Below are 20,305 nucleotides of genomic sequence, written 5' to 3'. Positions count from 1 at the left end.
CGGGATTTCTGGACCCGCTTGTGGCGGTTTCATGCGTCGCTCACAGCGCGCAAAGTCACGGAGCATCAATCATGACAATTCCCGCAGGGCTTGAAGCTCTCGATTTCGTCTTTCCGGGCAGCCGGCCCGCAGGCGGCTTTGCGCCTGTGCTGGTGGGGGTCGTCGGGTCCGGCAACCTCGAGGTGCTGCTCGAGGCGTCCGCCGGCGACGACTGCAGGGTGCGCGTCGAGACTTCGGCGCGGGGCTTCAGCCCGATCTGGGAGGCTGTGCTCGGCGACTTCCACGAGCGCCATCCGCTGGCGGGCGTTCGCATTTCCATCAACGACATGGGTGCGACGCCTGCCGTCGTCAGCTTGCGGCTCGATCAGGCCGTGGCTGAATTGCCGACTGCGGCGCAAGGAGGACGGCCATGATCAGCTTTGCCGAATGCTCGGCGCGAGAACGGCTCGCGTTGCTGCTCGACACGGACAGTTTTCATGAATGGCTGCCGCCGGCCGAGCGGCACACCAGCCCGCATCTCGCGCAACTCGGCGTGCCCTCGTCTTTCGATGACGGCGTGGCGATCGGCCGGGCCAAGCTCGGCGGGCACGATGTGTTTGTGGCCGCGCAGGAAGGCGCCTTCATGGGCGGCGGTGTCGGCGAGGTGCATGGTGCCAAGCTGGTCGGACTGCTGCGCCGCGCGCTGCGCGACAGGCCAGCCGCCGTGGTGCTGCTGGCCGAGTCGGGCGGCGTGCGCCTGCACGAGGCCAACGCCGGGTTGATCGCCGTGTCCGAAGTCATGCGCGCCGTGCTCGATGTCCGCGCCGCGGGCCTGCCGGTGATCGTGCTGATCGGCGGCGCCAACGGATGCTTCGGCGGCATGGGCATCGTGGCGCGCTGCGCCGACTGCATTGTGATGAGCGACGTCGGGCGGCTCGCGATGTCGGGCCCCGAAGTGATCGAGGCATCGCATGGCGTCGAGGAATACGACTCGCGGGATCGCGCGCTCGTGTGGCGCACCACGGGTGGCAAGCACCGCTGGCTCACGGGCGATTGCGACATGCTCGTGGAAGACGACGTGGCCGCCTTCCGCAAGGCTGCGCTCGATGCCATCCACATGGCAAAGCCCGTGACGCTGGCTTCGTTGGAACACGAACATGCCCTGCTTGCAGCGCGCATGCAATTGCTGCCGGCTGCCGACCCGGAACTCGACGATGCCACCGCGCTGTGGTCGCGCCTGGGCATCCCTGAGGCCCAACGTGTGCCTGAACTGGATGTGGCTGCGGTGCGCGCACTGCTTCCCCAATGAGGACCGAAACCATGGACTGGAATCTTCTCGCCACCCGGCTCTTCGGAGCCGAACACGGCATCACCGCAGACGGCGATTTCCTGCAAGGCACTGCGCGATTCGATGGGCATCCCATCGCCGTCATCGGCACGACGAACCACGCGCCGATCGGCGTCAAGCTCGCATTGGCGCAGGCGCGCGTGGTGCTGGACACCATCGCCCGGCATCCGCAGCGGCCGATCCTTCTGCTGATCGACACGCAGGGCCAGCAACTGCGGCGGCGCGACGAACTGCTCGGCATCAATCGCGCCATGGCGCACCTCGGAGCGAGCATCGATCTGGCACGGAGGCTGGGCCATCGCGTGATCGGGCTGGTGTACGACCAGGCGCTGTCCGGCGGCTTCATCACGTCGGGCCTAGTCGCCGACGGCTGCTACGCGCTGCCCGAAGCCGAGATCCGTGTGATGCGCATTCCGGCGATGGCGCGCGTGACCAAGTTGCCCGAGGACATGCTCAATGCGCTCTCGCAGTCGAACCCGGTCTTTGCGCCCGGCGTGTCGAACTACGTCGCGATGGGCGGCGTGCGCTCACTGTGGGATGGAAACCTGCCCGCCGCCCTTCGGGATGCGCTGGCGCACACGCCGCGCGAAGACGTGCGCGCTGTCGACGGCGCCGAGCGCGGTGGGCGGCGATTGGCCGCGTCAATCACCCAGTGCGTGCTGGACGCAGCCTGAGGTCCGCACATGATGCCGCTGCGCCGCCATCGATTGGTCTACTTGTCCGACGCGGGCTGGGCCGGTATTCGCGCCCGCGCATGGGACACGCAGGCACAGGCCTGCATCGATCACTGGTCGCTGCACCGACTGCCCCTGGTCGTCACACGACAGCCTGCGTGCAACGAGTCATGTGACGCACCGATCGCGCTCGGCTTGCCGGCCCCGCTGCGATGGGACCGGCGGCGCATCGCCGTCCATGTGCCGCGCAGCGCCATCGCGTGGTTCGACGAATTCCCGCGTGCGTCCGAAGCGGCAACGCTCCTGCCACGCGCACCGCGTTCGGCGTGGCGCACGCTGGAGCGCGCTCTTGCCGACTGCGGGGCGCCCGCACGCGTGTACGGCAGCTATGGCTGGCATTTGTTGACCGGGCTGGAGTACTTGCGTGACGGCTCCGATATCGACATATGGATCGCAGTCGGCGACGCCGATCATGCGGACACGGTCGCTCACCATCTGGAGCGGTTGACACCCAGGCATCCGCGGCTCGATGGCGAGCTCGTGTTCGATGACGGAACGGCGGTCGCCTGGCGCGAATGGAGTGCCTGGCGCGCCGGCCGGGCGCGCCATCTGCTCGTGAAGCGCTTGCATGGCGCAGCGATGGCAGACGCGGCCTTCCTGCGCCGCCGTGCGCACGTTCTGGAGATGGCCGCATGAACACGTCCGCGACTCGACGCACTGCGCAGCGGGCGCACGAGCGATGCCTTGCCGCAACCGACATCGGACGCGCCGCCACACTTGCGTTGCACGACGAACTGGAACTCGCCCCCAAGCCGGGACTGGTGTCCTTCGTCGACAGCGGCAGCCACACGGACATGGATGCGCACACGTTCATGCGCAGCCTGTTCGCGCTGCGCCGCTACTTCGTGCAGATCAGTGCCTTGGGCGAAGCTCACGCGCCCTTCGAAGCGCTGGAGCGTTGCGGCATCGCTGCCGAGCAATGCATGTTGGCGGCCACGGGAGGCATCAACACGCATCGTGGCGCAATCTTCATGCTCGGCCTGCTGTGCGCTTCGGCGGGCGCCCTCGTTCGCGATGGTGTGCCGCTCAGTCCCGACGCATTGCGCGAATCGCTGCGCCGGCATTGGGGTGATGCACTGCATGCACGCAGCCGGCGTGTCTCGACACTCCCGGGAGGCATTGCAGCGCAGCGGCACGGCTTGCGCAGTGCCTCGCAAGAGGCTGCGCTTGCATTCCCGGTGCTGTTCGAGAGCGCCATCCCTGCGCTCGCGGATGCACAGCGGCGCGGGTTGGGCGCAAGACCTGCGCGCATCGACACCTTGTTCACCGTGATGGCAACGCTGGACGACAGCAACCTCGCACATCGCGGCGGGCTTGCCGGACTGCAATACGCACAGCGCGCCGCACGCGGGTATCTCGCCGACGGCGGCGCCGCACGCGACCATCGATTCGAAGCCGCATCGGAGATTCACAGCGACTTCGTCTCGCGGCGGCTTTCGCCTGGTGGTGCCGCCGACACATTGGCCGCGGCGTGCTGGATGCGCCGCGTCTGCGAGACCATCTGAAGACCCGTCGTCCATGGGCTTCGCGCTGATCTTCTCGGGCCAGGGCATGCAGCATCCTGCGATGCTTCCGTGGCTGACCGAGGACGAATCGCTGCAGACCGTCGAGCGCGCACTTGGGCGCGATTGGCGCGAACGTCTGGAAGATCCCGCATGGGCCGGCCGCAACGCGCATGCGCAACTGTTGCTGACAGCACTCGGCGTTGCCGCATGGTCGCAACTCGCGCCGGCCTTGCCCGAGCCTGCCGTGATCGCGGGCTACAGCGTCGGTGAACTGGCGGCCTTCTCCGCCGGGGGCGTTTTCCCGCCGCGCGACGCCATCGCCCTGGCGCAACATCGCGCCGCACTGATGGACCGCGACGCCGACAAGTGCGCCACAGGGCTGATGGCAATCAGCGGACTCGCACAAAAAGCGCTGGAACGGCTATGTGCGGAGTTCGGCCTGGCGCTCGCCATCCGCAACGACCCGGCCAGTGTCGTCGTCGGCGGAGTGAAGGCGGCGCTCATGCCGGCCGCAGAATCTGCGCAGAGCCTCGGCGGCCATGTCACACTGCTCAATGTCCACGTCGCTTCGCATACACCGTGGATGGCCGATGCTGCGAAAGCCTTCGACGAATTGCTTGCCACTGGGCCTTTCGCGTTCGCGTCACCGCGAACCACCTTGCTCAGCGACTTCACGGGCCGCATTCGCGACGGCGCGCACGCCAAGCTCGCATTGGCCGCGCAAATCGATCACACCGTGCGATGGGATGAATGCATGGAAGGCATCGCGGCGCGAGGCGTCCGCTGCGTGCTGGAGATCGGCCCGGGACAGGCTCTGGCCCGCATGTGGAACCAGCAATATCCGGATATCCCGGCGCGATCGGCGGATGAATTTCGCACCGCGCGCGGCGTGATCGACTGGATCGAACGGCATGCCTCGTGACGAAGTTCGGCCGCGTTTCTGTGGATAACGTTGTGTGTTGTACGAGGACGGCTGTGCTCGAAGCGAGGCGCCATGCGGCTTGCCGCTGGATTGCCCGCAAAACGGGCACCACTCGCTGCCAAGAGGGAAACCGGGATCGAACCGGTACGGGAAGACCAGCCAAGGCCTGACCATCGACAGGCTTGGCAAGTCAAACCCCTAGTTCATCAAGGCGTATAGGCCGCTGTGTGGCAGGGCCCGCCGTTGCAGGTGTCCACGACCTTGCCATCGGGCTTGAGAAACTCCGACTTCTGCAGCCGTGCCGCCGGCGTGGCGCGGGGATCGCTGTGCGGGTCGCTCGCCGTCGAAGGCGCCAGATTGTCTTGCGGCGGCGGGGTGACGCGCCCAGGGCCGCTGTCCCACACGACCAGTGCCGATCCGTCGTAGCCGGTGCTGTTGTCCATGCACGAGAGCTGGAAGTAAGGCACGGCGTCAGGATGGCGACCGGGTGCCAGCGCGGGGCAATGGAGCTTCGCACCCATGGTGCGCGCCTCGATCTCGGCCGCCCACATCGACACCTGGTGGTCGCCGAAGGCCGCATGCATCAGCACCTTGTGCGGCGGAGTGTTGGGCAGCGGCTTGTCGGTCATCGTTTGCGCGTAGCCGTTGGCCTCCGCCCGATCCCAAAGTGTCTGCCACAGCGAGAAGATGAACTGCTGGTCCAGGCTGTCTGGATAGGCCGCGTACACCATCGAGGCAAATTGCGGGAAGTCGGCGCTGCGTTCGAGCAGCAGCGAGTAGTTCATTCCCGGCACGCCGAGCACGCCGCGATGAATGTCCTGGGCGACGCTCATCAGCATCCCGCCCAGGATTCCGCCTTGGCTGTTGCCGTCGTAGAACAGCTCGCTTGTGTTCAACACGCTCTGCTGGGCCGTGCCCATCTGGAACGCAGGGTCGCTGCCGAAGCCTTGCGCACTTTGCATCGCGCGCCCGAGCATCAGTGTGTTGAGCACGCCTTGCTGCGTGGTGTCAAAGGGCACGCGGGCATTGGAGAGATCGAAGAACGCGAACACCGCGGGAATCAGTTCCGTCTGCGAGAAGCCGTACCAATTGGTGGCGCAGAACACGAAGTTGTGTTCGTTGCCCATGTCGGTGACGTTGCCTGCGTTGACTTCTGTCGGCGTGCCGAACAGGCCATGTCCATAGAGCGAAATCCGCGCCGGATTCACGCTGCCGTCGGCGTTGAGCGCGGCGCGCGGAATGTTGCAGATGAAGGGCACGTCCATGGTCGCGCTGCCGGCGCGCACCGGCAGGTCATTGACGCCCGGCGTCGCGGATGCGTAGTTGAACCGAGGCAGCGGCAAAGGGCTGTCGCCGATGGTCGCGAAAGCGGCCTTGATGCTGTCGAGAGCAAGCGGCGCGCGGCCCTGCAGATAAGGTGCGACCGCGTTCGCCACCGGGGAAATGTCGGTGCCGGTATTGGGCGTCACGATGAAACTCGGCACGGTGAGCACGCCCTCGATGTGGCGCGCGACCTTCGCATTCTGCGTGGGCGTGTAGTCCACCTTGGTCGTGACTCTGAACGCCGGCGTGCCATTGGTCAGCGCGGCAAAACCCGCATCGCGGATCGCGAGCATGCGACCGGTCAAGTTGCGCTGCGAAGCGACTGTGAAGTCCCACGTGAGGAAAAGCGAATCGCGCGCGACGTCGGCTTTCTTCAGCGTGGCGAACAGATCTTCCATGTGCGCACGCCGCTGGTTGACGAAGTCGAGGCTGCTTTCGTGGCTGTCGCGGTAGATCCGGAATGCCGGTCCGGCATCGATCGTCTCGCCCTGCGCATTCTTCAGGTTTCGCATGGCGACGATGTAGCGGTGGCCGTAGTCGAGGCTCTTCGCGACGCGGATGTTGAGGGCCTGGCGGTCAGGCGAGCTCACGGTGTTCTTGTCGAGCTCCACCCAGATCAGCTTTTGTTCCAGGGTGTCGGCATCGATCAGCACGAAAGGAGCGTCGGCCTTGAGAGAGGCCGAGAGATCCGTCAGCATCGGAGCGCCGGTGCGCGCGAGATCGATGCCGGGGACGCGCGTGACGATCATCGCGCCTGGCGAGAAACCGTCGTTGCGGTTCCATTCGGTGATGTCGATCGGACGATTGGCTGCGATGGCACTGCGCGGCATCGAGGCGGTCTGCAGGTTCAGATGCCGACCGGTGTCGGTGCCCTTGTCGGCCACGGTGTAGTAGTCGTTCGGAAACGGCAGCATGCAATGCGTCGCGTCGAGGAAATCGCATCGCTGCGCCGTGCTGGCGGTGTCGGCCGGCAGCTGGTCGTCGATGCTGGCGAGCATGGTTGGCGACGAATTGCTGCCACCGCCGCTGTTGCCGCCATTGCCTCCGTTGCCCGAAGGGCGGATGCTGCTCAGGTCGAAAGGTGCGCTGGACCCGCCACCACCGCAGCCCGCGATGACCGCCGCAAGCAATGCGGCGCCTGCGAGCGCAGTCCAGGGCTTGAGCCTGCGGCTAGATAAGGATGGGCGTGCCGTAGGCTGGCCTCGATCGGGCGATTGCATGGGGTCTTGTCTCCTCGTGGGTGTCGTCTGGAACGACAGCACTCTACGAGTGGGCAACCGACAACGCCATTGGCAAACTGCCCGGCGCTGCTGTGCATTTGCACAACTGCTGGTGAGGACTCAGTGCATCGCCGGCGGCGCACCACGGCTCAGACGGCGCTGGCGCAGCGCCAGGTACATCCGCGACAGCCATGCCATGTCGTCGAAGCTCGCTCCGAGCACAGTCTCGATGTGCGCGAGCCGGTGGAACAAGGTGTTGCGGTGGATGCCCAGTGCAGCCGCCACGGCCTTGTGGTTCTGGCGGTGGTCGAAATACGCCTCGAGCGTCTCCAACAATGCGGGCTCGGCTGCGAGGCACGCGATCATCTCGCCGCAAAGGGCGGACACTTCGGAGGACTCGCGCATCAGGGTGTCCAGCGCGAATTCGGAGTAGCGAAAACTCAAGCTCCCCTTGTGGATCCTTCGACCGAGATCGATGGCGGCCATCGCCTGCTCGGCGCTGCTGCGCCAGCCTGCGACGCCGGCGCCCGGCAGGCCGACTCCCGCCGCCTCGACCTCCGGGCAAAGCCGCAGCAGTTGCTTGACGCGTTCGGTCAGACCGCGTTCGCGGGCATCGGCCGACTCCCCGGCGAGCACCGGCACCCAGATCAACCAATGGCCGCGGTGCTGGCCTGCGGCGGCTGCAACCGCAAGCTTGGATGCCGACGCAAGCAGCGCCTCCAGCGCGTGCTCAGGGAGCGACAGGTGTTCCGCGACAGGCTCCGTGATCTTCACCCGCATCGCCAGCGCGACGTGGGGTTGGTCCGCCGCAATGCCGAGCGCACGGGCCGCATCGTCAAAAGCGCCGGCGCGCACCGGATCGAACACCGCTGCGCAGAGCCGCGCCTGCATCTGCTCCCGCCATCGCATCTCGCGCGTGTGCTCGGCCAAGTACGCATCGCTGATCGTGCGGCTCATCAGGTCGCTGTAATAAAGCAGGAAAGGCGAGACCTTGAACAGCACCTCGTCACCGAGCGACCGATGCTGCCGCACATGCGAGAGCATCGCGTCCATGTAGACGCGTGAGCCCGTTCGATAGGCTTGCAGCAGCGCGGACAGCGAAAGCGCCTGGGCGTGCCGCCTTTGGCTGAATTGGCCGATCCATTGCAGATCGTCCACGTGCGGGCTGCCGCTCGCGAGGAGAGCGTCATACCAGAGTTCGGCGTTCTTGACGCCGGCGCGATACACATCCTGCGCCAGGGAATCGCCCAGCGCGCCGTATTCGGGAATGGTGCTGCGCAAGATGTCGAGCATGCGTGAGGACAGTCCCGAGCTGTCTTCGCGCAGGTTTTGCACGAGGCTCCGCAGATTTGGCGACAGCGGCTCGATGGCGGGATCGTTCGTCGGTTCAGGCATTGAAGCGGTTCTCGGTCTGCTTGTCGTCTCGTTTTCTTGTACTTTCGTCCTTCGCTCCGCGCATTCGCCTTGCCTGGACGCCACCGATCTTGGGCAAGGCGGCGTGCCGACGCAAGAGTGATAGCCAGAGGTACCCCAATGAAAAGAGGCTTCGTACCGGAAAGATACGAAGCCTCTATGTCGAGCCGAGGGCCATGCCCTCATGCCGGAAAGCCGGTCAGTCGTTCGCGTAGATGTCCACGTCCTTCGTCTCGCGAATGAAGATCGTGCCCACCACGAGCGTCACTGCCGCGATGATGATCGGATACCACAGGCCGTTGTACATGTTGCCGGTGCTCGCCACGATCGCGAAGGCAGTGGTCGGCAGCAGGCCGCCGAACCAGCCATTGCCGATGTGATACGGCAGGCTCATCGATGTGTAGCGGATGCGGGTCGGGAACAACTCCACCAGCATGGCGGCGATCGGGCCGTAGACCATCGTCACCAGCAGCACCAGCCAGAACAGCAGGACCACCGTCATGACCTTGTTCATCTTGGCGGGGTCGGCCTTGCTCGGGTAGCCGGCGGCCTTGAGCCCGTCGGCGACCGACTTCTTGAACGCGGCGATTTCCTTGCTCGATGCCTCGTCGAACTTGTGGTTGACTACATTGCCGGCCGGCGCGGTGATCGCCGTCTCGCCGATCTTGACCACGGCGGGCGAACCGGCCGGGCCATCGATGCGCTCGTAGCTCACCGAGTTCTGCACCAGGAAGCGCTTGGCGATGTCGCAGGAGCTGTTGAAGTCGATCTCACGCGCCACGGGGTTGCCCTGGAACGAGCAGGAGCGCGGATCGGCCGTCACGGTGACGCCGGCGGTGGCTTGCGCCTTCGCGAGGTCAGGGTTGGCGGCTTCGGTCAGCATCTTGAAGACCGGGAAGTAGGTCACCACCGCCAGCAGGCAGCCGGCCATGATGATCGGCTTGCGGCCGATCTTGTCGGAGAGCGCGCCCCACACGACGAAGAAAGGCGTGCCGATCAGGAGTGCCGCGGCGATCATCAGGTTGGCGGTGGTGCCGTCGACCTTGAGCTGCTGCGTCAGGAAGAAGAGTGCGTAGAACTGGCCCGTGTACCAGACGACGGCCTGGCCGGCGGTGAGGCCGATGAGCGCCAGCAGAACGATCTTGAGGTTCTTCCATTGGCCGAACGATTCAGCCAGCGGCGCCTTCGATGTCTTGCCTTCGGCCTTCATCTTCTGGAAGGCGGGCGACTCGGACAGCGACAAGCGGATCCACACCGAGATGCCGAGCAGCAGGATCGACACGAGGAACGGAATGCGCCATCCCCAATCGGCAAAGGCTGCTTCGCCGACGCCTTCACGCACGCCGAGAACAACCAGCAGGCTCAGGAACAGGCCAAGCGTCGCGGTCGTCTGAATCCACGATGTGTAGGCGCCGCGCTTGCCGTGGGGCGAATGCTCCGCCACATAGGTGGCCGCGCCGCCGTACTCGCCGCCGAGCGCGAGGCCCTGCAGCATGCGCAATGCAATGAGGATCACGGGTGCCGCGACGCCGATGGTGCCGTAGCTGGGCAGCAGGCCGACGATGAAGGTCGACAGGCCCATGATCAGGATGGTGACCAGGAAGGTGTACTTGCGGCCGATCATGTCGCCGAGCCGGCCGAACACGATGGCGCCGAAGGGACGCACCAGGAAGCCCGCCGCAAAGGCCAGCAGCGCGAAGATGAAGGCCGCGCCCGCATCCAGACCGCTGAAGAACTGCTTGGCGATGATCGCCGCGAGCGAACCGTAGAGGTAGAAGTCGTACCACTCGAACACGGTGCCGAGGGACGAGGCGAAGATGACTTTCTTCTCCTCCGCGCTCATGGGCCGGGGAGCGCTGTGCGGCGCGCCCCTTGAATCTAGTGTGGCTGACATGTCGTCTCCTTCGTATGAAATGCGCCCACGGCGTGGGACGTGTCGCATTCTTGGAGGGCCGACTGACCCGAGCCTGTCGCGAAACTGAATGCTCGCTGACGACTTAAGGTGAAACCCGCTCTTCGCGTTTCAGCCTGTAGAAAAAGCCTATGTGCACCGCACAAATCCGGCTTGGCCGGGCCGCTGGTGTTGCCCCCGGCCGGGGGCGGAGAGCGACACGAAGTGCGCGACCCTGGGGGCGAGCTACTTCCTCAGCAGCGAAGGCCGCTGATCCGCGGTCGCCCACTCAGGCCCGTCGAACCAGGCGTCGCCTTCGAGGTAGGCACGCAGCATGGCCAGGCCGTCGAAGCCCCACAACATGCGGCCGTCGACTTCATAGGCCGGCACGCCGAAGACGCCGTGCGCAATGGCCTCGTCGGTGTTGGCCTTGAGTTGCGCCTTCACCTCGTCGCTGCCCACGTCACGCACTTGCCGAAGCTGCGCCGACAGTGCGGCAAGACGCGCCGCATCGCCGGCTTCGGCGCCCGTGCACCACACGTCGCGAAAGATCGTCTCCGCCACGTACCGGTTGATGTCGCCATCCATCGTCGTCGCGAGTGCCAGACGCAGATGCGGCAATGGGTTGTACGGATGCGAAGCAGGCATCTGCATCGGGATGCCATTTGTGCGAGCCAGCCACAGCACCTGGCGATAGGTCCAGGCGCGCTTTGCAGGAATCTCCGCCGGCCCGAGCTGGCCGTGGTGCTTCAGCAGTGCGCCCAGCAGCACGGGCCGGTAGGCCACGCTGTAGCTCAACCCTTCGAGCGCCTGCGGCAACTGCTCGAAGGCGAGATAGGCATACGGTGAGAGAAAGTCGAGATAGAAGACGATGTGCTTCATGCCTTTTCTCCGGAAGCGACGAGAAACCCGGCTTCGGCGCGCAGCTCGATGGCGCGCCATACGCGGCGCTTCTCGGCATCGTCCATCCGGCTCCATGCGGCGATCTCCGCGAGGGTTCGCAGGCAGCCTTCGCAGAAGCCGCTCGCAGGGTCCATGCGGCAGATCGAAATGCAGGGCGACGGCACATCGCTCGCTGTTTCGCGAGCCGCAATGGCGCGATCGGCAAGCGCGGTCACACCACGTCCGCGACGGGCGCGCCAGTCAGTGCTTCGAGGTCTTGCGGGCGCAGGCGCACCACCGCATGCGGATGTCCGGCTGCCGCCCAGATGTCCTCGAATCGAAAGAGCTCGCGGTCGATCAGCATCACGGGCGGCGTGGCATGCGCGAAAGGCGAGACGCCGCCGATCGAGAAGCCGGTGCGCGATTTCACGAAGTCGGCATCGGCACGGCCGAGCTTGCCGACCAGCGCCTCGACCTTCTTCTCGTCGACGCGCTTGTCGCCGGAGGTCACGACAAGCACCGCAACCTCGTCGACCTTGCGACGGAACACGATGCTCTTGGCGATCTGGCCCACGCCGATGCCCAGCGCATCGGCGGCCTGCTGCGCAGTGCGCGCGGCGTCGTCGAGCATCTGCGGCGCATGCGGATGGCCCTTGTCTTGCAGCAGGCGCGCCACGCGCTGCACGCCATCAGGCAAAGCTGTCAATTCAGCGCCGCACATCAGCCGGCCCTCTTCGTCAGGATGGCCTTCGACGCGCGCGAGTTCGGCGCACGGCCCAGCGCATCGCTGATGTAGACGCCCGCATCGATCAGCTTGTCGAGATCGATGCCCGTGTCGATGCCCATGCCGTGCAGCATGTAGACCACGTCCTCCGTCGCCACGTTGCCCGTCGCGCCCTTGGCATAGGGACAGCCGCCGAGCCCGGCCGACGACGTGTCGAACTGCCACACGCCCATCTCCAGGCTGGCGAGCGTGTTGCCGAGCGCCTGACCATACGTGTCGTGAAAGTGTCCTGAGATGTCGTCGATGGCGTAGTGCTTCAATGTCGCGTCGATGGCGCGCTGCACCTTCACGGGCGTGCCGGTGCCGATGGTGTCCGCCACGCCGATGTGCTGCACACCAATCCCCTTCATGAGGCCCGCCAGCATTTCGACGCGCGAAGGATCGATCTCGCCTTCGTAAGGGCAGCCGAGGGCGCACGACATGGCGCCACGCACGTAGATGCCCTTCTCCCGCGCCGCTTCGACGACCGGCCGGAATCGCTCGATGCTTTCGGCGATGGAGCAGTTGATGTTGCGCTGGCTAAAGGCCTCGCTCGCGGCGCCGAACACCACGATCTCGTCCGGCCATTCATCACGGGGCGCCGCAATGGCGGCCTCGAAGCCCTTCATGTTCGGTGTCAGCACCGAATAGCGCACGCCGGGCTTGCGCCGGATGCCGTGCATGACCTCGGCGTTGTCCGCCATCTGCGGCACCCACTTCGGCGACACGAAGCTGGTGACTTCGATTTCCTTCAGCCCCGCGTCCTGCAGGCGATGGACGAGGCCGATCTTGATTTCTGCCGCGACCGGCTGCTTCTCGTTCTGAAGGCCGTCGCGCGGGCCGACGTCGACGATCTTGACTCGGGTGGGGAGTTTCATGGCGTTGTCTTTGGGTATCTATCTACAAGGCTGCAATGCTGCGAGGCTGCAAAGAAAGGCGATCAGTATCCGCGCTGGACATCGACCACGCCGGCAACAGGCTCTCCGCGCTCGATCGCGCGGATCTTGCCCGCGATCTGCGCGATCGATGCTTCGCGTTCGGTGCGCGCCGAACAGTGCGGCGTCACGGTGATCTTCGGATGCCGCACAAACGGATGGTCGGCGGGCAGCGGTTCGACCTCGAACACATCGAGCGTCGCCCCCGCGAGCTGCCCGCTGTCGAGCAAGGGGATCAGATCGGCTTCCACCAGATGCGCACCCCGCGCCACGTTGATGAGATAGCCACCCGGCTGCCCTCCGTTGAGCTTCGACAGCGTGCCGCGGTTCAGGATGCCGCGCGTCGCAGCCGTCAGCGGCAGCAGATTCACCAGCACCCGGCTCGCGCGCAGAAAGCCGTCGAAGGCTTCTTCCCCGGCAAAGCAGCGAACCCCTTCGATGTCCTTCGCGGATCGGCTCCAGCCATTCACCGGAAACTCGAACTGCGCCACAGCCTTGGCGACCCGTTCCCCCAACACCCCCAGCCCCATGATGCCCACTGCAAAGTCCCGCCGTTCGCGAGGCTTGCGGTAACTCCACCGCCCCGCCCGCGATTCAGCCTCATACGCATCGAATTCGCGAAAGTGCCGAATCAGCGCATGACAGACGTATTCCGCCATCTGCACCGACATCCCCGCGTCGTCCAGTCTTACCACCTGCGTCTGCGGCGGCACCTTCAGCTTCAACAGCGCATCCACCCCCGCACCGATATTGAACAGCCCCCGCAGCCCCGGCTGATCGTCCAGGAGAGCCTGCGGCGGCGCCCAAACCACCGCATGGTCCGCCGCCGCAGCCCCCGGAGCCCAGTTCTCGACCTCCGCCTCCGGCAAAGCAGCACGAAGCCCCTCGATCCAAGGATCAGGACGGTTGTCAGTCAGGCAAACGGTAATGCGCATAGTCAAAGCGGTATCCAAGCAAGGCAGCAAAAAAAGACCCCCAATTCTCGCCCGCCGCTCCCTGCCCCCCATTCGTGAAACACCGCGGAACCGGCTTTGCCGGGCCGCCGGTGTTGCCCCCTGAAAGGGGGTAGGCGAAGCGACACGAAGTGCGCGCAGCCTGGGGGTTAGTCATAAAGGACACTGGCGATTTTCGGATCCGCGATGTTGCTCTTGTCATACCAGAAGAACCCCGTATCCACGACCTTCGGCACCGGCTCGCCCTTCGCCGCTTTCACCGCCATTTCCACCGTCTTGTAACCCATGCCGACCGGGTTCTGCGTGATGGCGCCGGCCATGCTGCCGTCGAGGATCGCGTTCTTCTGCTGCTTGCCGGAGTCATACCCGATGATCACGACCTTGCCATTGCGCTTCATCTCTTTCACGCCGTTGACCACGCCGATCGCCGATCCCTCGTTTGCACCGAAGATGCCCTTCAGGTTCGGGTAGGCCTGCAGGATCGACTTGGTGATCTCCGTGGATTTGAGCTGGTCGCCACCGCCGTACTGCACGCTCACGATCTTGATGTTCGGGTAGTTCGACTTCATGCGGTTCAGGAAGCCGTCGCGCCGGTCGATGCCGGTGCGGCTGGTCTGGTCGTGCACCACCAGTGCCACTTCGCCGGACTTGCCGATCAGTTCGGCCATCTTGTCGGCAGCGAGCGCGGCGGCGGCCTTGTTGTCAGTCGCGGTGGTCGTCAGCGGGATGTCGCTGTCGACACCCGAGTCGAAGGCAATGACGGGAATCTTGGCCGCCTGCGCCTTCTTCAGCAGAGGAATGGCGGCCTGGCTGTCGAGCGCGGCGAAGCCGATCGCCTGCGGCTTCTTGGCCAGCGCGGCGGAGAGCATGTCGATCTGCTTGTCCACCATGGCCTCGGTCTCGGGCCCCTCGAAGCTGATCTTCACCTTCAGGTCCTTCGCGGCCTGCTCGGCGCCGGCTTTCACGGCCTGCCAGAACTGGTGCTGGAATCCCTTGGACACGAGGGGGATGTACATCTCCTGCGACTGCTGCGCATGGGCGAAGCCCGAGAGCCCGACGAGGGCTGCGCCGAGCGCGAACGTGGCTGCTCTTCTCTGGATCATGCAAAGTCTCCTGTGGTGTGGGGAATCGAGGGAATCGAGGGAATCGAATCTTCTACTGCTTGCTCGCGCTGCGGCGGCGCAGGATATCGGCATACACGGCGAGGATGATGATCACGCCGGTGACCACCGTTTGCCACTCCTGGGCCACGGAAAGAATGCGCAGGCCGTTGGTCAGCACGCTCATGATGAAGGCGCCGATGATCGTGCCGACGATGGTGCCGGTGCCTCCGCTGAGCGAAGTGCCGCCGATCACCACCGCCGCGATCGCATCGAGTTCATAGCCCTGCCCCAGCGCAGGCTGCGCGGAGTTCAGGCGAGAAGCGATCAGCAGCCCCGCGATGCCGCAGATGCCGCCGCTCACGGTATAGACGAGGATCTTCCAGAAGTCGGTGTTCACGCCGGACAGCCGCACCGCCTCTTCATTGCTGCCGAGCGCAAAGGTGTAGCGGCCCAGGATGGTCTTGTTGAGCACGATGCTCGCGGCCACAGCGACAACAAAAAGGATGAGCACCGCATTCGGGATCGGCAGCGCGGGGATGAAGTAGCCGATCAGCGAATCCTGCGAGATCACCGTGAAGCCCGGCGTGTCGTTGAAGTAGATCGGCTTGGTGCCCGAGATCACCAGCGACAGCCCTTTGAGCAGCATCATCATGCCAAGCGTTGCGATGAAGGGCGGGATTTTGAGCTTGGCGATCAGCACGCCGGAAACGAATCCTGACAGCGCGCCGAAGAAGATCGCCGCCGCAATGCCGAGCGCGAGCGGCATGCCCATGTAGGTGAGCACCACGCCCGCCATCACCGCGCAGAAGGTCATCAGCGTGCCCACCGAGAGGTCGATGCCGGCCGTGATGATGACGAAGGTGCAGGCGACCGCGAGCACGCCGTTCACGGCGGTCGATTGCAGGATGCCCACGAGGTTGTCGGTCTGCAGGAACTGTGACGAGGCGAGGCTGAAGAACAGCATCAGCGCGATCAGGCTGGCAAAGGCGAGCAGCTTCTGCCGCGTCGCCGGGCGGAACAGCCTCGCCCTCAGCGAAAAGCCCGGTGCGGCAACGGTCGAGCTGGCGGTGGGTGTCGTCAAGGCGCGTCTCCTGTCGTCGCGGCTTCGCGCCGCGTAGCGAGTTGCATGATCTTTTCCTGCGAGGCTTCGCGCCCGGCAAGCTCCCCGGTGATGCGGCCTTCGCACATCACCAGCACACGATGGCTCACGCGCAGGATCTCCGGCAGCTCCGAAGAGATCATCACGATCGCCTTGCCGCTCTCCGCCAGCGCCTTCAGCAGGCGATAGATCTCGGCCTTGGCACCCACATCGATGCCGCGCGTCGGCTCGTCGAAAAAGAGCACGTTGCAGTCGCGCAGCAGCCACTTGGCGACGACGATCTTCTGCTGGTTGCCGCCGGACAGCAATCGCACCTGCTGGCGCACCGAAGGCGTCTTGATGTTGAGCTGCTTGACATAGCGCTCGCCCGCCGCCTCGATGGCGGGCTGGTCGACAAAGAAGCCCATCGACAGGAATCGCTTCATGCTTGGCAGCGCGATGTTCGTTTCCACGTCCATGCCGGTGGCAAGCCCGAAATGCTTGCGGTCTTCGGAGAGATAGCCGATGCCGTGCGACACGGCATCTTGCGGCGACTTGATCTTCACCTCGCGGCCATGCAGCCAGACTTCGCCGGAGTCGATGGGGTCGGCGCCGAACACTGCGCGAGCCAATTCAGTGCGGCCTGCACCCATGAGGCCGGCAAAGCCCAGGATCTCGCCCTTGCGCAAGACGAAGCTGGCGTCGCGCACCATGGCGCCGCGGTGGATGCCCTTGGCTTCGAGCACGATCTCGTTCTGCGAAGTGTCCGGAAAATCGTTCTCGACGTCGGCGAGATGGCGTCCGACCATCATGGCGATGAGCGAGTCCATGGCGGTGTCGGCCATCCGCACGGTGGCAATGTACTGGCCATCGCGCATCACCGTCACGCGGTCGGCAATGCGCTTGAGTTCATCCATCTTGTGCGAGATATAGACGATCGCGACTCCCTGCGAACGCAACTGGCCGATGATCCGAAACAAGTCGCTCACCTCCTCGGTGTTCAGCGCGGCGGTGGGCTCGTCCATGATGAGCACGCGCGAGTCGTACGACAGCGCCTTGGCGATTTCCACCATCTGCTGCTTGGCGACGGTGAGCTCGCCCACGGGCGTGTCCGGCTCGAGCCGCAGGTGCATGCGCTCGAAGATGCGCCGTGCATCGACGCGCATCGCCTGCTCGTCGATGAACACGCCGAATCTCCGGCGCGGCTCCCGGCCGATGAAGATGTTCTGCGCGGCGCTCAGGTGATTCATCAGGTTCAGCTCCTGATGAATGATCCCGATGCCCAGCGCCTGCGCAGCGCGCGGGCTCTCGATGTCCACCGGCCTTCCGTCGAAAGTCACTTCACCGGCATCCTTGCGGTAGACGCCCGCGAGCACCTTCATCAACGTGGACTTGCCCGCGCCGTTCTCCCCCATCAGCGCGTGCACCTCGCCGGGCAGCAGGTCGAACTGCGCCCTGTCGAGCGCACGGACGCCTGCGAAAGACTTGGTCAGATCACGGATGGTGACGATGGGTTGCGGCATGGGGTGTCGACCGGTCGTCCGACGACTCTGCCATAGGGCCGAATTGGCCTGACCAGAACAAACCCTCAGGCGCCGAGGGTAAGCAGCTCCGCGCCTTCGGCGACCTGGTCGCCCGGCGCGTAGAGCAGCTCTTGCACGGTGCCGTCCGCGGGCGCGGCGATCGTGTGTTCCATCTTCATGGCTTCCATCACGGCGAGCGGCTGGCCGCGCGTGACCTTGTCGCCCGCCTTCACCGCGAAGGAGACGACCTTGCCGGGCATCGGTGCCGTGAGGCGCCCGCCTTCGGCGTGGACCTCGCCCGCATGCGCGAGCCGGTCGATGGCCGTGATCCGCGTCGCGCCGTCGGCAGTGAAAACGTAGGCGGTCGACTCCTCTTCATAAACGTTCAGCGTGTGTCGGCGCCCGGCAAATTGCACTTCGATCTCACCCGAGGGAAAGCTGCCGATTTGCAGGATGCCCGATGTCCCGCCGACGCTGAGTGACATCGCGCCGTCGTGCAAATAGCGCAACTCGGCCGTCTGCGGCTCGCCACGAAATTCGAATTCGAAAGGCCGCACCGCCACGCCGTGCAACTGCCATCCGTCGCGGCGGCTGAACGGATCGGCCGTCGCTGTGGCGGATTCGTCCAGGAGCGTGCGTGCAATCGATGCGGCGGCCGCAAGCGGCAGGCCGAGCGGCTCCTGGTCGAACAGCACGGCGCGCTCGCGTTCGATCAGGGCGGTGTCGAGCTTCGCCTTCGAGAACGAATCGGTGCGCAAGATGCCGCGCAAGAACTGCACGTTGGTCGCAACGCCGACGATGTGCGTCTGCGCCAGCGCGAGATCGAGCCTCGCAAGCGCTTCGTCGCGCGTGGCGCCATGCACGATGAGCTTGGCGATCATCGAGTCGTAGAAGGGCGAGATCACGCCGCCTTCGCGCACACCATCGTCGATGCGCACCCGGCTGCGCTGGAACGCAGTCGCCTGCGGCTTGCGATAGACGCGAAGCGTTCCGGTGGCGGGCAGGAAGTTGTTGTCCGGGTTCTCGGCGCAGATGCGTGCTTCGATCGCGTGGCCGTGGATCTGGAGCTGATCTTGCTTCAACGGCAATGCCTCGCCCGAGGCCACTCTCAGTTGCCATTCAACGAGATCGAGCCCGGTGATGGCTTCGGTCACCGGATGCTCCACTTGCAAGCGGGTATTCATCTCCATGAAGAAGAAGTTCATTTCCCCTTCGCCGCGCTGCTCGACGATGAACTCCACCGTGCCCGCACCGACGTAGTTCACCGCGCGCGCTGCAGCCACGGCCGCTTCGCCCATCTGCTTGCGCATGGCCTCGGTCATGCCGGGCGCGGGCGCTTCCTCCAGCACCTTCTGGTGGCGGCGCTGCACGGAGCAGTCGCGCTCGAAGAGGTAGACGTAGTTTCCCTTCGTGTCACCGAAGACCTGGATCTCGATGTGGCGCGGCCGCTGCACGTATTTTTCGATGAGCACCGCGTCGTCGCCAAAGCTGTTGATCGCCTCGCGCTGGCACGAAGCCAATGCCCCCGCGAAGTCCCCAGCCTTCTCGACCACACGCATGCCCTTGCCGCCGCCGCCCGCACTTGCCTTGATGAGCACGGGATAGCCGATGCGATCGGCTTCGCGCTGCAGCAGTGCCGGGTTCTGGTCCCTGCCGTGATAGCCCGGCACCAGCGGCACGTCGGCCTTTTCCATCAGTTGCTTGGACTCGGCCTTCAGGCCCATCGCCTTGATGGCCGAAGGCGGCGGCCCGATGAAGACCAGGCCCGCATCGGCGCAGGCCTGGGCGAACTCTTCGTTCTCGCTCAGGAATCCGTAGCCCGGATGGACCGCTTCGGCGCCCGTGGCCTTGGCCGCTTCGAGGATTTTTTCCCAGCGCAGGTAGCTGTCCTTGGGCGCGCTTCCGCCAAGGTGGACCGACTCATCGCAGGCGCGCACATGATTGGCGTGCGCGTCCGCGTCGGAATAGACAGCCACCGTGCGAACCGCCATGCGGCGGGCTGTCGCTGCAACTCTGCATGCGATCTCGCCGCGATTGGCGATCAGGATCTTCTTAAACATTCGATGAGTCTCCGGGAGGATTCTTCTTGAGCTGGAACGCGGGCACCACGCCCGGATCGGCATGGCCGCTGAAGATGCGGGCCACGCGGCTGAAAAGCGATTTGAGGAAGCGCCAGCTCTTGCGGATCAGCCACACGCTGAGCACGAGCACGCCGATGAACAGCACGCCGAAGACCAGCGGATGCGCAACGGCCAGCCACAGGCCGGCCGGAACCATGGTGTCTTCAACGAGTGAGGCTCCGACGTTGCTGAAGGGTTCCGGCGACGTATTGATGGCCGCGCGCGTCGTCGCCTTGGCCGCATGCGCCGTGGCCGCAAAGCTGCCACCGAGCAGCGCCGCGACCAGGGCCATCGCCGCATGGTCGGCGCCGAACACACCGGCTGCCAGTGCGGCGCCGGCAGGGATGCGGATCGCGGTATGGACCATGTCCCAGATGGAGTCGAGCCCAGGGATCTTGTCGGCGAAGAACTCGACGAAGACCATGAACCCGCTCGCTGCGATGACGACTGGATGCGCGAGCAATTGCAATCCTTGGGGCAAAGGCAGCCAGCCAAGATAGCCGGCGAGCCCCGTCAACAGCACCACCAGATAGAGGCGAACGCCACTGGCCCAGCCCAACGCCGCGGCCAACGCCAACAGTTGGGGCATATCCAAAGACGTCATCGCTCACCC

At 65.2% G+C, this 20,305-nt stretch carries 19 protein-coding genes; 6 read left to right on the top strand and 13 right to left on the bottom strand.

The window, feature by feature from the left end; genetic code table 11:
• The first annotated feature begins 68 nt into the window (after window positions 1-68).
• From mdcC to AC1DSF_RS26445, 6 genes are read left to right on the top strand one after another with little or no spacing between them, the layout of a single operon-like run.
• Entirely contained in the window at window positions 69-413 is a 345-nt protein-coding gene (gene mdcC / locus AC1DSF_RS26470; protein WP_478183748.1) for a malonate decarboxylase acyl carrier protein, read from the top strand.
• Window positions 410-1,288 (top strand): biotin-independent malonate decarboxylase subunit beta, encoded by an 879-nt coding sequence (locus AC1DSF_RS26465; protein ID WP_478183733.1) that lies wholly within the window; start codon window positions 410-412, stop codon window positions 1,286-1,288. The genes mdcC and AC1DSF_RS26465 overlap by 4 nt, the downstream gene beginning before the upstream one ends.
• An 11-nt stretch (window positions 1,289-1,299) precedes the next feature.
• Window positions 1,300-2,001: a biotin-independent malonate decarboxylase subunit gamma gene (locus AC1DSF_RS26460; RefSeq protein WP_478183732.1), complete on the top strand. Its 702-nt coding sequence runs from the start codon at window positions 1,300-1,302 to the stop codon at window positions 1,999-2,001.
• Between the two features lie 9 nt (window positions 2,002-2,010).
• Entirely contained in the window at window positions 2,011-2,697 is a 687-nt protein-coding gene (mdcG, locus tag AC1DSF_RS26455; protein WP_478183731.1) for a malonate decarboxylase holo-[acyl-carrier-protein] synthase, read from the top strand.
• The gene (locus tag AC1DSF_RS26450; protein WP_478183730.1) at window positions 2,694-3,566 is read left to right on the top strand and encodes a triphosphoribosyl-dephospho-CoA synthase; all 873 of its coding nucleotides are present in this window, start codon (window positions 2,694-2,696) and stop codon (window positions 3,564-3,566) included. The genes mdcG and AC1DSF_RS26450 overlap by 4 nt, the downstream gene beginning before the upstream one ends.
• A gap of 13 nt (window positions 3,567-3,579) precedes the next feature.
• Window positions 3,580-4,488 carry a malonate decarboxylase subunit epsilon gene (locus tag AC1DSF_RS26445; protein WP_478183729.1) on the top strand — a complete coding sequence of 303 codons (909 nt, stop codon included), beginning with the start codon at window positions 3,580-3,582 and terminating at the stop codon, window positions 4,486-4,488.
• Between the two features lie 206 nt (window positions 4,489-4,694).
• Here the strand turns inward: AC1DSF_RS26445 and AC1DSF_RS26440 are convergent, their stop codons facing one another.
• The 13 genes from AC1DSF_RS26440 to AC1DSF_RS26380 all read right to left on the bottom strand — a co-directional run bounded on the left by AC1DSF_RS26440 (window position 4,695) and on the right by AC1DSF_RS26380 (window position 20,296).
• Window positions 4,695-7,031: a hypothetical protein gene (locus tag AC1DSF_RS26440; RefSeq protein WP_478183728.1), complete on the bottom strand. Its 2,337-nt coding sequence runs from the start codon at window positions 7,029-7,031 to the stop codon at window positions 4,695-4,697.
• Between the two features lie 120 nt (window positions 7,032-7,151).
• A complete protein-coding gene (locus tag AC1DSF_RS26435) occupies window positions 7,152-8,426 on the bottom strand; it encodes a PucR family transcriptional regulator (protein WP_478183727.1) in 1,275 nt (424 codons plus the stop codon).
• Between the two features lie 217 nt (window positions 8,427-8,643).
• Window positions 8,644-10,338 carry an MFS transporter gene (locus tag AC1DSF_RS26430; protein WP_478183726.1) on the bottom strand — a complete coding sequence of 565 codons (1,695 nt, stop codon included), beginning with the start codon at window positions 10,336-10,338 and terminating at the stop codon, window positions 8,644-8,646.
• A gap of 243 nt (window positions 10,339-10,581) precedes the next feature.
• A complete protein-coding gene (locus AC1DSF_RS26425) occupies window positions 10,582-11,217 on the bottom strand; it encodes a DsbA family protein (RefSeq protein WP_478146263.1) in 636 nt (211 codons plus the stop codon).
• Complete coding sequence (locus AC1DSF_RS26420; protein WP_478183725.1) at window positions 11,214-11,453, bottom strand: DUF1289 domain-containing protein; 240 nt, start codon at window positions 11,451-11,453, stop codon at window positions 11,214-11,216. The genes AC1DSF_RS26425 and AC1DSF_RS26420 overlap by 4 nt, the downstream gene beginning before the upstream one ends.
• Window positions 11,450-11,938 carry a YbaK/EbsC family protein gene (locus AC1DSF_RS26415; protein WP_478125897.1) on the bottom strand — a complete coding sequence of 163 codons (489 nt, stop codon included), beginning with the start codon at window positions 11,936-11,938 and terminating at the stop codon, window positions 11,450-11,452. Before AC1DSF_RS26415 ends, AC1DSF_RS26420 begins: the two co-directional genes overlap by 4 nt.
• Entirely contained in the window at window positions 11,938-12,858 is a 921-nt protein-coding gene (locus tag AC1DSF_RS26410) for a hydroxymethylglutaryl-CoA lyase (protein ID WP_478183724.1), read from the bottom strand. Before AC1DSF_RS26410 ends, AC1DSF_RS26415 begins: the two co-directional genes overlap by 1 nt.
• A gap of 62 nt (window positions 12,859-12,920) precedes the next feature.
• Window positions 12,921-13,850, bottom strand: a complete 930-nt coding sequence (locus AC1DSF_RS26405) for a 2-hydroxyacid dehydrogenase (RefSeq protein WP_478183747.1) — start codon at window positions 13,848-13,850, stop codon at window positions 12,921-12,923.
• 167 nt (window positions 13,851-14,017) lie between these two features.
• Entirely contained in the window at window positions 14,018-14,971 is a 954-nt protein-coding gene (locus AC1DSF_RS26400; protein WP_478183723.1) for a substrate-binding domain-containing protein, read from the bottom strand.
• Window positions 14,972-15,023: 52 nt separating this feature from the next.
• Window positions 15,024-16,052, bottom strand: coding sequence for an ABC transporter permease (locus AC1DSF_RS26395; protein ID WP_478125893.1), 1,029 nt, complete (start codon window positions 16,050-16,052; stop codon window positions 15,024-15,026).
• Window positions 16,049-17,572: a sugar ABC transporter ATP-binding protein gene (locus tag AC1DSF_RS26390; RefSeq protein WP_478183722.1), complete on the bottom strand. Its 1,524-nt coding sequence runs from the start codon at window positions 17,570-17,572 to the stop codon at window positions 16,049-16,051. The genes AC1DSF_RS26395 and AC1DSF_RS26390 overlap by 4 nt, the downstream gene beginning before the upstream one ends.
• A gap of 65 nt (window positions 17,573-17,637) precedes the next feature.
• On the bottom strand, window positions 17,638-19,632 hold the full coding sequence (locus AC1DSF_RS26385) for an acetyl/propionyl/methylcrotonyl-CoA carboxylase subunit alpha (RefSeq protein ID WP_478183721.1): 1,995 nt from the start codon (window positions 19,630-19,632) through the stop codon (window positions 17,638-17,640).
• Window positions 19,625-20,296 (bottom strand): DUF4126 domain-containing protein, encoded by a 672-nt coding sequence (locus AC1DSF_RS26380; protein ID WP_478183720.1) that lies wholly within the window; start codon window positions 20,294-20,296, stop codon window positions 19,625-19,627. Before AC1DSF_RS26380 ends, AC1DSF_RS26385 begins: the two co-directional genes overlap by 8 nt.
• Window positions 20,297-20,305: the final 9 nt, after the last annotated feature.

The organism is Variovorax sp. 01N429 (assembly GCF_056399425.1).
The sequence above is the reverse complement of the archived record's forward strand: the minus strand, read 5'-3'. Positions and strand labels throughout refer to the sequence as shown.

Excerpts from the sequence above, each read along its gene's own strand:
- AC1DSF_RS26465 (WP_478183733.1), top strand. The coding sequence starts at position 410 with ATGATCAGCTTTGCCGAATGCTCGGCGCGAGAACGGCTCGCGTTGCTG.
- AC1DSF_RS26460 (WP_478183732.1), top strand. The coding sequence starts at position 1,300 with ATGGACTGGAATCTTCTCGCCACCCGGCTCTTCGGAGCCGAACACGGC.
- mdcG (WP_478183731.1), top strand. The coding sequence starts at position 2,011 with ATGATGCCGCTGCGCCGCCATCGATTGGTCTACTTGTCCGACGCGGGC.
- AC1DSF_RS26450 (WP_478183730.1), top strand. The coding sequence starts at position 2,694 with ATGAACACGTCCGCGACTCGACGCACTGCGCAGCGGGCGCACGAGCGA.
- AC1DSF_RS26445 (WP_478183729.1), top strand. The coding sequence starts at position 3,580 with ATGGGCTTCGCGCTGATCTTCTCGGGCCAGGGCATGCAGCATCCTGCG.
- AC1DSF_RS26440 (WP_478183728.1), bottom strand. The coding sequence starts at position 7,031 with ATGCAATCGCCCGATCGAGGCCAGCCTACGGCACGCCCATCCTTATCT.
- AC1DSF_RS26435 (WP_478183727.1), bottom strand. The coding sequence starts at position 8,426 with ATGCCTGAACCGACGAACGATCCCGCCATCGAGCCGCTGTCGCCAAAT.
- AC1DSF_RS26430 (WP_478183726.1), bottom strand. The coding sequence starts at position 10,338 with ATGTCAGCCACACTAGATTCAAGGGGCGCGCCGCACAGCGCTCCCCGG.
- AC1DSF_RS26425 (WP_478146263.1), bottom strand. The coding sequence starts at position 11,217 with ATGAAGCACATCGTCTTCTATCTCGACTTTCTCTCACCGTATGCCTAT.
- AC1DSF_RS26415 (WP_478125897.1), bottom strand. The coding sequence starts at position 11,938 with ATGTGCGGCGCTGAATTGACAGCTTTGCCTGATGGCGTGCAGCGCGTG.
- AC1DSF_RS26410 (WP_478183724.1), bottom strand. The coding sequence starts at position 12,858 with ATGAAACTCCCCACCCGAGTCAAGATCGTCGACGTCGGCCCGCGCGAC.
- AC1DSF_RS26405 (WP_478183747.1), bottom strand. The coding sequence starts at position 13,850 with ATGCGCATTACCGTTTGCCTGACTGACAACCGTCCTGATCCTTGGATC.
- AC1DSF_RS26400 (WP_478183723.1), bottom strand. The coding sequence starts at position 14,971 with ATGATCCAGAGAAGAGCAGCCACGTTCGCGCTCGGCGCAGCCCTCGTC.
- AC1DSF_RS26390 (WP_478183722.1), bottom strand. The coding sequence starts at position 17,572 with ATGCCGCAACCCATCGTCACCATCCGTGATCTGACCAAGTCTTTCGCA.
- AC1DSF_RS26385 (WP_478183721.1), bottom strand. The coding sequence starts at position 19,632 with ATGTTTAAGAAGATCCTGATCGCCAATCGCGGCGAGATCGCATGCAGA.
- AC1DSF_RS26380 (WP_478183720.1), bottom strand. The coding sequence starts at position 20,296 with ATGACGTCTTTGGATATGCCCCAACTGTTGGCGTTGGCCGCGGCGTTG.